The organism is Proteiniclasticum sp. (assembly GCF_032054185.1).
Classification (GTDB): Bacteria; Bacillota; Clostridia; order Clostridiales; family Clostridiaceae; genus Proteiniclasticum.
The window spans coordinates 167,787-179,310 of sequence record NZ_DAMBTF010000003.1 but is presented as its reverse complement, the minus strand read 5'-3'; the positions used below and the strand labels follow the sequence as shown (position 1 = coordinate 179,310).

Here is an 11,524-nt window from a genome sequence, read left to right as displayed (position 1 = left end):
AGGGCGTTTCTAGCTGTTTCAGCTTCTTCCAACTGTCAAAGTCGGGATTATAGCATAAGGTTTTGGACAGAATTTGAAGCCTTTTTTACAATTCAGACCGACTTCAAAATCTTTGTTCATAAGTTTAATTCTGTTCATTTTGCTCCCCTTGATTTACATATCACAGATAAACGCTCATGTTTACTGGTATTCGATATCAATGCATACATTAAAACGAAAAGACAGTCAAATTCAATCCTTTTTTCCAGCATCAATAACTTATGATTATCTCTAGCAATATTCAGGACGTGTGCTATCATAACTGTATTTCACAAAAAAAGATATGCAGCAGAAGTTATTCAATTTCAATATCTTCTGCTGCATATTAATGAATGATTTCTTTCTGCAAGTCTCATATCCTGTCCTAATCTAATCTAATATAGTCCTGTAATTTTCTACATCATCAAATTCTGTGGAAATATATATTGGCGTATCATCAATATTTCTAAGTAGAAAGGGTTTACCATTGTTGAGGTTTTTATTGGTGATCTCAAAGGAATTTTCAGCATTTAATGAAATTTCAAAGTTCTGCCTATCACTGATTAACTGATATCTGTTTTTTTCGGTCATCTTATACGTTCCTCTATCAACTTCCCTATATCAATGTACCCAACAAAACCAGCATCATGCGGCTGAAAAGTCAAAAGAAAAACATATCCAACCTCATTCCGATCCCCCTGGTAAGAACCCTTTAAATCAGGAATCCCCTTTGTGCAACCTACTATGATAATAAAACTCACCAAAGATAATATGGTAAATAGTTTTCTCATATATCCATCTCCTTGATTGTCTGTAGATCATACTCATTATGACTCTTAAATTATTTATATACAATCAATAGGTAAATGTATAAATAAATTTAATAATAGATAAATTTTAGATATACCAAATGCTAGAGACTTATAAAAACCACTTATGCTCCTTGTAGTTCAATCAGAAGTGAAACGGAAAGACTGTAATAATCTTCCCCGTTTGAAGTTTTATACAGACTGATATCCTTTTTCCGTAAGAATCCCATCCACTTTCTCGTCAAATGTATCTCTTGGCAGCTTCTCAACTTCCATTTCACTGAAAGCGACAAGAATCCTTTTGAATGTTCCACGTGGAAGATACCTGTCATAAAACCCTCCACCATAGCCTAATCTGAAGCCTTCATCTGTATAAGCCACACAAGGAATGAAAGCGACATCGATGGCACCCGGATCAATGGTGTAGGAGGTATCTTTAGGTTCCAGAATACCATGCCTTCCCGGGTATAGATCTTTCATGGTGTCAATCTCACAGGCTTCCATATGCCCCAGAGAAATCGTCTTAGGTACAACCACTTTTTTGCCTTTTGCAAGAGCATCCTTAATAATGAGCGTCGTATCGACTTCATGATCTGTCCCGACATAGATAAAGATTGTACCTGCAAGAAGATAGTCTTTATGCTTGACAAGCTCTCCAAGTATCTTTTCTGACGCATCCTTTCTGTATTTTCGGCTCAGACCGCTCATTTTAAGAATCGATTTTTTCCTCAGTTCTTTTTTTTCAAGTTTAATATTCTGATCTTCATTCATCTCAATTTACCTCCATACCAGTATCATGGTTATGCTTTTCTTCTCCATTATAGCAAAAAATCCTCTTACCATCTGAATAACTTCAGGTAAGAGGATTTCGGTTTACTGGTTTGCGAATTCAGACTTCTTGCGAAGGAACTCATTATAGTCACTTGTAAAGAAATGCTGTCCTGCTGCAGGATCGAGCACGTAATAGATATACTCGGTCACTTCCGGTCTAAGTGCAGCTTTGATGGCTGCAGCGCCAGGACTTGCAATAGGTCCGATCGGCAGTGCCGGTACAACATACGTATTATACGGAGAGTCCACTTTAAGATCATCCAGAGTGACTGTATCTTTGGCAGTCAGGCCTAAGGCATAGACGACTGTAGCATCAATCTGCAGCTTTTTGGCTATGGACAGTCTGTTGTAGATGACAGAACTTACTCTTGGCATCTCTTCCACATTTGCCGCTTCCCTTTCAATCATGGAGGCAATGGTCACGATTTCGTTCCATTCATCTGTAGGAAGAGTATCCTTGGTTTCCTCGATGATACCGTTCATTCTGTTGACAAATGCCTTATACATGGTATCCACCACATAGCTAGGCGCCTGTCCCAGTTTGAATTTATATGTTGCCGGTGCCAGATAACCTTCAAGGACGTATCTCTTCTGATCATTGTTTTCAAGCCAGCTTGGAACGATATAGTTCTTTGCAGCTTCTATAAAGGATTCCTTGCTGAAGAGACCTTTTTCTTCATAGACTTCTCCCATACGTTCGATGGTAAGACCTTCCGGTATAGTCACAGTCACCTCATATTTATCCACACCTTCATTTAGTTCAGTAACAATCTCATGTAAAGAAGATTTACCGTGGATATCGAATGTGCCTGGTTTCAATGCAGTTTCAATCGGATTGAGTCTGAAATATATCCTCGTTACCAGAAGGTTCCGAAGCAGTCCTTCATTATCAAGTTTTGTCAGCAGTCTGCTGAAATTATCGTTTGGCTCTACAACAACCTCAAGGATTTCTTCATCCGTTTTTAAGGGTCTTTCCCCGATACTGTTGTAGTATGTCCATCCGAAAAAAGCAGCGCCTCCAATCACCAAAAACATAATCAGTAGAAAAATCAAGAATTTCTTCAATGGTCGTCCCCCCTGGTTCATTTCATTTCCTTACAGTTTATAGCCGCTATTTGTTTCTTGCCGCTCTCTTTCTCTGTGTATGATCAAGGAATTTCTTTCTGAGTCTGATTGTTGAAGGTGTAACTTCAACAATTTCATCGTCAGCAGCAAATTCCAGATAGTTTTCAAGAGTCATTTTCTTTACAGGAACCAGTTTCAGTGCATCATCTGCTCCAGAAGATCTGGTATTTGTCAGCTGCTTCTTCTTACAGACATTAACGTCGATATCTTCAGCTCTTGAACATTCTCCGCAGACCATTCCTGCGTAAACAGGTACACCCGCTTCAATGAAGAGTGTTCCTCTTTCCTGTGCATTGTAAAGACCATAGGTGATTGCTTCTCCAGTTTCAAAGACAACGAGTGATCCTCTGCTTCTTCCTGGCATTTCTCCCTTGACTTTATCATAGCCCTGGAAAACATGATTCATGATTCCGTTACCACGAGTATCCGTCATAAATTCATTTCTGAATCCGATCAGACCTCTTGCAGGAATGACAAATTCAAGTCTGGTATAACCGTTGACAGCTGAGGTCATGTTGACCATCTCACCTTTTCTAGGCCCCAGTTTCTCCATGACAGTTCCCATAAATTCTTCCGGAACGTCTATTGTCAGGTATTCCATCGGCTCCATCATTACTCCGTCAATTTCCTTATTGATGACCCTAGGCTTTGAAACCTGAATTTCAAATCCTTCTCTTCTCATGGTTTCGATAAGGATGGAAAGATGAAGCTCTCCTCTGCCGGACACTTCAAAAGTATCTGGTGTCAGTTCGTTTACTCTGAGTGATACGTTCGTTTCAAGCTCTTTCATCAGTCTGTCTCTTAAATGTCTGGATGTGATGTACTTGCCATCCTGTCCTGCAAATGGAGAATCATTGACCATGAAGTTCATGGAAAGTGTCGGTTCATCGATATGTACAAAAGGAAGTGCTTCAGGTGAATTGGCATCGGTTACTGTATCTCCGATATGTACATCACCTATTCCTGAAATCGCTACGATATCTCCTATTGCAGCTTCTTCTGTATCTACTCTCTTTAATCCATCATATAGATAAAGATTCGATATTGTTGTCTTCTTTATATTACCATCCGTATCAATAATTGCAATAGCCTGATTTCTCTTGGCGATACCTCTTATGATCTTACCGATGGCAATCTTGCCCACAAAGTTGTTGTGGTCAAGAGTTGTGATGAGCATCTGCAGAGGACCTGCAATATCTCCTTCTGGAGGCTTGACATAGTCGATGATCTTTTCGAAGAGAGGAATCATATTAGTCATCTCATCTTCCAGTTCATCAGCTGCATAGCCATCTTTTGCGGATGCATAGATGATCGGGAAATCACACTGCTCATCATTTGCACCCAGTTCTACGAACAGGTCAAAGACTTCGTCAATGACTTCATCCGGTCTTGCATCTTTCTTGTCGATTTTATTGACTACAACCATAGGGTTAAGTCCCTGTTCAAGTGCTTTCTTCAATACAAACTTTGTCTGAGGCATTGCCCCTTCATTTGAATCCACCACAAGTAATACTGAATCTACCATCATCAGAACTCGTTCCACCTCACCACCGAAATCGGCATGACCAGGTGTGTCTACGATATTGATTCTGTAACCTTTGTATGTGATGGATGTGTTCTTTGAAAGGATTGTAATTCCTCTTTCCTTTTCCAGGTCGTTGGAGTCCATTACTCTCTCTTCCACTTTTTCATTGCTTCTGTATGTATTTGACTGTCTAAGCATAGCATCCACCAGTGTGGTCTTACCATGATCAACGTGGGCAATGATTGCTATGTTTCTGACATTCTCTCTCTTATATGACATCTTATTCCTCCATTTTTCGTATCTAACAAGTTATTATAGCACAAATTCCGCCATCTGTGGAAACTTTACAGGAGTGCCGCTCCATGTAATCGGTTTATGCCAAAATATATTTTTTATCTTTCTTTTTCGTTTTGTGACCACACCTTTATGTCTCCAGAGAAATAACAGAAGCAGCAAGTCTCCTTGCTGCCCCACAACTGTTTTTTTCTGTTATAGAAGGACTACTTTCCGGCACCGATCACATCGACACCTACAGCATCATTGATGATTTTCATCATATCTTCAAAAAGTATGGAAAACCTTACTTCAGCCTGAAGATATTCATTGATGTCCGGATTGGTCTTGATTACTGATGCGAAATTCTGCATCTTCTCTGTTGTCTCATCAGTGACTTTACCGCTCTCCATAGATTCTGTATAAGCTGCTATCTGAATTTTTCTGAAATCCTCAAGCATTTTTGTTTTGGTTTCGTCAGATTGAATTTTTAAAGCTGCATCCCTGAAAGCCACCACATCCGGGTTCACCTTAAGCTCCGCTGCTAATTCATTGAATTTGTCATAAATATTCAACTTATTTATACCTCCTATTAGACTTCCATGATGATCGGTAGAATCATAGGTCTTCTCTTTGTCTTTTCAAAAAGATAATTCTTTAAAGTATCCTTGATGACATTCTTCAGCACATTCCAGTCCGTGATCTGCTTGTCTTCACAATCATTGAGTGCTGCTATGACCACTTTTCTTGCGCCATCCATAAGCTCTTCAGCTTCCTTGACATATACAAATCCTCTTGTGATGATGTCAGGTCCGGCAACAACCGTGGCATTTTCTTTATCCATAGTGACGACCACTGTAATGATTCCATCTTCAGAAAGATGCTTTCTGTCTCTTAACACAATTCTTCCGACATCTCCGACACCGAGACCATCAATGAGGACGTGACCTGAGTTCACTGTACCTGATTTCCTGATTCCTCTTCTGTGCACTTCGATGACATCTCCGTTTTCAGGAAGTACGATATTCCCTGCATCCATACCCATCCTGATTGCCAGATCACGATGCTCTCTCAGCATTCTGTACTCACCGTGGACCGGAATGAAATGACGTGGTTTTGTCAGGGTATGGATCAGCTTGATTTCTTCCTTGCAGGCATGTCCTGATACATGTATCGCTTCCAGTTTTCCGTAAACGACATCCGCACCCAGTTTTGCAAGTTTGTCGATGGTTCTGAAAATCGGCTTCTCATTACCTGGAATAGGTGAGGATGAGAATACGATGGTATCACCATGCTTGACCTGAATTTTTCTGTGCATATTGTTGGCCATTCTTGATAGAGCAGCCATCGGTTCTCCCTGGCTTCCTGTTGTGACAATCAGTATCTGTTCATCAGGATACTTTCTCACATCATCGATGGAAACAAGGTGCTTTTCATCCATAGTCAGATAGCCAAGCTCCAGAGCAATGGGAATGATATTCTCCATTGATCTTCCAGAAACTGCAATCTTTCTTCCCTCTGCTACCCCAGCTTCAATGATCTGCTGGATACGATGTACGTTTGATGCAAATGTGGAAATGATGATTCTTCCTTTGACTCCGTGGAAAATTCTTTTAAAGCTTTCTCCAACTGATGATTCTGAAATTGTAAATCCTTCTCGATCCACATTGGTGGAATCACAAAGAAGTGCAAGCACCCCTCTTTTCCCAAGCTCTGCAAATCTCTGCAGATCGATCACTTCTCCGTCTACCGGAGTGTAATCCACTTTGAAGTCACCTGTATGAACCACAGCTCCCAGCGGAGTATGTATTGCAAGTGCACACGAATCTGCAATGGAGTGGTTCACTTTGATGTACTCTACAGACATCTTGTCCAGTTTAATCACATCTTTTGCTTTGACGATATTCATTGTGACAGTATCCGCAATGCGATGCTCCACAAGCTTCAGATTAATTAAAGCTGCAGTCAGTTTGGTCGCATATACAGGAACGTTGATCTGCTTCAACACATATGGCAGCGCTCCGATATGATCCTCATGTCCGTGGGTAATAAATATACCCTTGATTTTCTCCTGATTCTTAACAAGATATGTTATATCAGGAATGACTACATCGATACCCAGCATGTCATCATCTGGAAATTTAAGTCCACTGTCCACCACGATGATTTCATCCTTATATTCGATAACTGTCATATTCTTTCCAATCTCATTTGTTCCGCCAAGAGGTATAATCTTTACATTATCCTTCTCTTTTGTCATTATTCAGTTCCTCCTTAATCTTTTCCTCTTTAGCGCACTCATTACAAATACCGTAAAACTTTAGGCTATGATCGAGAACTTTGAAATTGTACTTTCTTCCAATTTCCTCTTCCAAAGGATCCAGGAGGTCGTCCATAAATTCAAATACCGTTGAACAGTTCAGACATACGAGATGATGGTGAGTATGATGTTCATCATCTCTTGCCAGTTCATAACGCGCTGTTCCGTCAATCAGGTCAAGACGTGTAACGATATTCTGCTCATGCATGAGCATGATCGTTCGGTACACTGTAGCAAGACCAATCTCTGGTCTTCTCTGTTTAACGATGTCAAATATCTCTTCCACTGTCAAATGCTTACCCACGCTGTCAATTATGGTATCCACAATTGCCTGTCTCTGCGGAGTAAGTTTATAGCCACTTTTCTTGAGCTTGTTGGTTATTTTCAGGATATCCTCACTGGTATATGAATTAACCATTTTAGTTTAGCCCGTCTTCATCGAAAATGACGCTGTATGCCTCTTCAATCATGGCAATTTCCACGTCGTCATCAACAGTCTCGAAAAATTCTGTACCCTCTTCGTCATATACAACTTTTAGTGCTGTAAATACCGGGTCTTCTTCGTCGCTGTCTACTGGAGAAACGATGAAATATTCAACTTCTTCAATTTCAAGTCTCGTTACGATCTCGACTTCAACTTCATTTCCTTCGTCATCTGTCAGTACAATTAAGTCTGTCATATCTTCCATAATTTTCACCTCTTTGCTTATTTTGTGCTGCTTATTTTATCTAAATATCCTTGAAGTATGTAGGTGGCTGCGATTTTATCCACCAGACCTTTTCTCTTTTTCCTCGACATATCCGCTTCCAGCATGGCTCTGTGTGCAGCCATGGTTGTCAGTCTTTCGTCCCAGAAAATCACCTTGTGTCCGAACTCTTCTTCTAGGACCCTTCCAAATTCCATGGCTTTTTCAGCCTGGGGTCCAATGGTTCCATTCATGTTCTTCGGGAGTCCCACAATGATCTCTGAAATTTCATAATTACTGAAGATCTCCCTCAGATTCTCAAAATCCTTCTCAAGAGATTTTCTTCTTACGGTGGTTATGCCTTGTGCAGTGTAGCCTAAAGGATCGCTTACAGCAACCCCGATGGTTCTATCGCCAACATCCAGTCCTATATACCTCATCAATAAATTTAAATCCTTTCAATGGTGATACAATCATATTGTATCAAACTTTTACCAAAAAAACCTTAAGTTTTTTGTCGTATCATTCTTGCACATTATGAGAATAAAAGCAATAGGGATACCTGCTTCAGGTATCCCCTCCTATTATTTTATGTTCAAATAGGACTTCAGAACCTCTTCAAGGATTTCATCCCTCTCAAGTTTTCTTACTAGGGCTCTTGCTCCGTTATAGTTTGTAATGTACGTCGGGTCACCTGAGATGATATATCCAACCAGCTGGTTTACAGGATTATATCCCTTTTCATTAAGCGCATTATATACTTCTTCAAGTATCGCCTTGGTCAGATTGCTCTTATCCTTCTCAAAGTCAAATTGCATGGTATGATCTTTATTGTTCATAACAACGCTGCAGAAGCAGCTTCACCCCCCTTGAAAATAGTATCTCAATATCTATATTATAAGTTATTCCGTTTAAATTGTATAGACAACTTAAGGAATTAACTTATTTCATCAGAAGTGCACTGACGAGATCAAGAGCTTCATCTAGCTTTTCCGGATTCTTTCCTCCAGCCTGAGCCATATCCGGCCTTCCACCGCCGCCTCCGCCCGCAACTGCTGCGATTTCCTTGATCAGCTTTCCTGCATGAAGACCGTCCTTCACTTTATCCTTGGAGATCATTACGGAGAAATTCACCTTGCCTTCACCTTTTGAGGCAAGAACGACAACTCCGGACTGAAGCTTGTCCAGGACTTTTTCTGTGAGATCTCTAAGATCTCCAGCTTCCACATTCACCACTTCACCCTTGACAAGATGAGTACCATTGATCATTTCCTTTTTAAGCAGAAGCTCATCAACATAACCAAGTGACTGGGACTTTCTGGATTCCTCTATTTCTTTGTGCAGTGCTCTGACTTCCAAAAGATTAGATGAGACTTTGCTGACAATGTCGTTTTTCCCTGCCTTAAGTAACTGCTGAAGCTCAGCAAGAACAGCTTCCTGTTCATTGAATAGCCTGAAGGAGTTCATACCTGTAACCGCTTCAATTCTTCTCACGCCTGATGCGATTCCGGCTTCAGATACTATCTTGAAAAGCCCGATTTCTCCTGAGTTTCGAACATGGGTACCCCCACAGAGCTCTTTTGAGAAATCACCCACTGACAGTACTCTTACTTCATCGCCATATTTTTCATCAAAAAGCGCCATAGCACCAGAAGTTTTCGCTTCACTCATAGACATGATATCAGTGCTGACCGGTGTCGCTTTCTGTATTTCCTCATTGACGATCTCTTCCACTCTTCTGATTTCCTCATCCGTCATCGCCTGGAAGTGATTGAAGTCAAATCTCAGTTTATCAGGAAGTACAACCGATCCAGCCTGATTGACATGGCTTCCAAGTACAAGTTTCAGAGCTTTGTGCAGGATATGAGTTGCAGTATGGTTTCTTTCCGTACTTCTTCTGATGTGTCCATCCACCTTAAACAGAGCTTTGCCTGGCACGAGGTTTCCTTCCGTCACCACGACAAGATGTACTGTGTTTCCATTTCTGCTCTTTTTTGTATCGATAACTTCTGCTGTGAAATCTTCAGTAGAAATTGTACCGATATCGCCCACCTGTCCGCCCATTTCCGCATAGAAAGGCGTTCTGTCAGACACAACATACCCTTTATTTCCACTCTCCATCTGGTCTAGAACATGCTGATCATTATATATGAATAAAATATCAGCTTCAGTTTCCAGCGCGTGATATCCGGTGAATTCTGTTGAAACAGGCTCTTCCAGAAGATCTATTCCAGAGTTTTCCGAACCCATGTATGAGCTCTCGCCTCTGGCAGATCGGGCACGCTGCCGCTGATCGTTCATTTCCTTCCTGAACGCATCAAGATCGATCTTCATGTTCTTCTCAAGAAGAATCTCTTCAGTAAGCTCAAGAGGAAAACCGTATGTGTCGTACAGCTTGAAAGCATGCTCTCCACTGAATGTGTCACCTTCTGTCTCACGCATGAATCCGAGCAGCATTTCCATCCCGGCATCAAGAGTTTCATGGAATTTCTTTTCTTCAAGATCCACAATTTTTTCGATATATTCTCTTCGGTCCAGAAGATCGGGGTAGGCTTCGCCATAGCTGTCCATGACAGCCGCTATGATTTCATTCAGAAACTGCTTTTTATGTCCAAGAACTCTACCATGCCGTGCAGCTCTTCTTAACAGTCTTCTCAGAACATATCCTCTTCCCTCATTGGAAGGAAGAACGCCGTCACCGATGAGGAAGGCAATACTCTTAGCATGATCCGCAACGATTCTGATGGACACATCTTCTTCTTTGCTGTGCCCATAGGTTTTTCCGGTTACTTCAGAAACCTTGTCAATTACATTTCTGAGTATATCAATTTCAAATATGGAATCCACACCCTGCATGATGGTCGCCATTCGTTCAAGGCCCATACCAGTGTCGATGTTCGGGCTGGAGAGAAGGTTATAGTTACCCTCTTCATCCTTATCAAACTGAGTGAAAACAAGATTCCAGAATTCCGTCATCTCGTCACGGTCTGAAGCGGCGATAAAATCTTCAGTGGTTCTGATTTCATCCGAACCCTTGTAGTAATGGATTTCTGAGCATGGACCACAAGGTCCTACACCGATCTCCCAGAAATTATCTTCTTTTCCGAGTCTGAATATCCTTGCAGGATCGATGTCGGTCTTCTCTTCCCAGATTTTGAAAGCTTCATCGTCTTCCAGATAGACTGTTGCGTAAAGCTTTGATTTATCGATTTTAAGGACTTCAGTGACAAATTCCCATGCCCATGGAATGATTTCTTCTTTGAAATAGTCACCGAAAGAGAAATTCCCGAGCATTTCAAAAAATGTCGCATGTCTCTTCGTTCGACCTACATTGTCGATATCACCTGTTCTGATGCATTTCTGACAGGTCGTCACCCTCTTTGATGGAGGAATCTTAACCCCAGTGAAATATGGCTTTAACGGTGCCATTCCGGCATTTATGAGTAGCAGTGACTTATCGTCCTTAGGGACAAGTGGGAAACTCTCCATGACATAGTGTTCTTTCTCTCTGAAGAATTCGAGATATTTTTTTCTGATTTCATTTGTTGTCAGTTTTTCCATTATAATTCCTCCATCTTTTCAGGTCTCATTTTTATATTGATGTAAATAAAAAAGCCCTCATCCCAGCAAGGGACGAAAGCATACTTCCGCGGTACCACCCTAATTATGAATGCACAGCACTCATCTCTTAAGAACTGACTCCAAGGCGGCTTCACGACATTTCTCCAAAGGCTTGCACCAGACCGCCTTCTCTCTGCAGGTAGAAAATATAGCTACTCTTCCTCATCAACGTCACATATTGAAAACTTTGATTTATTACTTATAAAGTATACTCATTACGTTTCATAAAGTCAATCACTCCCTGCATGATCCAGCCGACATCCGAGTGATTTTTCATCTCATTCTGAAGAAATCTTTATTATTGAAGCATAAAATG

General features: G+C 40.9%; 12 protein-coding genes and 1 other annotated feature. All 12 genes read right to left on the bottom strand.

Annotated features, from left to right (window positions below; genetic code table 11):
- Nucleotides 1-408: 408 nt before the first annotated feature.
- The 12 genes from RTX25_RS02900 to alaS all read right to left on the bottom strand — a co-directional run bounded on the left by RTX25_RS02900 (nucleotide 409) and on the right by alaS (nucleotide 11,148).
- Nucleotides 409-609 (bottom strand): hypothetical protein, encoded by a 201-nt coding sequence (locus RTX25_RS02900; RefSeq protein WP_312650250.1) that lies wholly within the window; start codon nucleotides 607-609, stop codon nucleotides 409-411.
- Nucleotides 606-809: a hypothetical protein gene (locus RTX25_RS02895; protein WP_312650248.1), complete on the bottom strand. Its 204-nt coding sequence runs from the start codon at nucleotides 807-809 to the stop codon at nucleotides 606-608. Before RTX25_RS02895 ends, RTX25_RS02900 begins: the two co-directional genes overlap by 4 nt.
- Nucleotides 810-1,019: 210 nt before the next feature.
- Nucleotides 1,020-1,598: a 5-formyltetrahydrofolate cyclo-ligase gene (locus tag RTX25_RS02890; RefSeq protein WP_312650246.1), complete on the bottom strand. Its 579-nt coding sequence runs from the start codon at nucleotides 1,596-1,598 to the stop codon at nucleotides 1,020-1,022.
- A 102-nt stretch (nucleotides 1,599-1,700) separates the two neighbouring features.
- Nucleotides 1,701-2,723 carry an endolytic transglycosylase MltG gene (mltG, locus tag RTX25_RS02885; protein WP_312650243.1) on the bottom strand — a complete coding sequence of 341 codons (1,023 nt, stop codon included), beginning with the start codon at nucleotides 2,721-2,723 and terminating at the stop codon, nucleotides 1,701-1,703.
- Between the two features lie 46 nt (nucleotides 2,724-2,769).
- A complete protein-coding gene (typA, locus tag RTX25_RS02880) occupies nucleotides 2,770-4,587 on the bottom strand; it encodes a translational GTPase TypA (protein WP_312650240.1) in 1,818 nt (605 codons plus the stop codon).
- 221 nt (nucleotides 4,588-4,808) lie between these two features.
- The gene (locus tag RTX25_RS02875; RefSeq protein WP_312650238.1) at nucleotides 4,809-5,156 is read right to left on the bottom strand and encodes a YlbF family regulator; all 348 of its coding nucleotides are present in this window, start codon (nucleotides 5,154-5,156) and stop codon (nucleotides 4,809-4,811) included.
- 17 nt (nucleotides 5,157-5,173) lie between these two features.
- Complete coding sequence (locus RTX25_RS02870) at nucleotides 5,174-6,841, bottom strand: ribonuclease J (protein WP_312650235.1); 1,668 nt, start codon at nucleotides 6,839-6,841, stop codon at nucleotides 5,174-5,176.
- A complete protein-coding gene (locus RTX25_RS02865; RefSeq protein ID WP_312650232.1) occupies nucleotides 6,822-7,319 on the bottom strand; it encodes a Fur family transcriptional regulator in 498 nt (165 codons plus the stop codon). The genes RTX25_RS02870 and RTX25_RS02865 overlap by 20 nt, the downstream gene beginning before the upstream one ends.
- 1 nt (nucleotide 7,320) lies before the next feature.
- The gene (locus RTX25_RS02860; RefSeq protein WP_312650229.1) at nucleotides 7,321-7,590 is read right to left on the bottom strand and encodes a DUF1292 domain-containing protein; all 270 of its coding nucleotides are present in this window, start codon (nucleotides 7,588-7,590) and stop codon (nucleotides 7,321-7,323) included.
- A gap of 17 nt (nucleotides 7,591-7,607) precedes the next feature.
- Nucleotides 7,608-8,027: a Holliday junction resolvase RuvX gene (ruvX, locus tag RTX25_RS02855; RefSeq protein ID WP_312650270.1), complete on the bottom strand. Its 420-nt coding sequence runs from the start codon at nucleotides 8,025-8,027 to the stop codon at nucleotides 7,608-7,610.
- Nucleotides 8,028-8,171: 144 nt separating this feature from the next.
- The gene (locus tag RTX25_RS02850; protein WP_312650228.1) at nucleotides 8,172-8,426 is read right to left on the bottom strand and encodes an IreB family regulatory phosphoprotein; all 255 of its coding nucleotides are present in this window, start codon (nucleotides 8,424-8,426) and stop codon (nucleotides 8,172-8,174) included.
- A 103-nt stretch (nucleotides 8,427-8,529) separates the two neighbouring features.
- On the bottom strand, nucleotides 8,530-11,148 hold the full coding sequence (alaS, locus tag RTX25_RS02845; RefSeq protein WP_312650225.1) for an alanine--tRNA ligase: 2,619 nt from the start codon (nucleotides 11,146-11,148) through the stop codon (nucleotides 8,530-8,532).
- 65 nt (nucleotides 11,149-11,213) lie between these two features.
- Nucleotides 11,214-11,386 (bottom strand) — a binding site (T-box leader).
- Nucleotides 11,387-11,524: the final 138 nt, after the last annotated feature.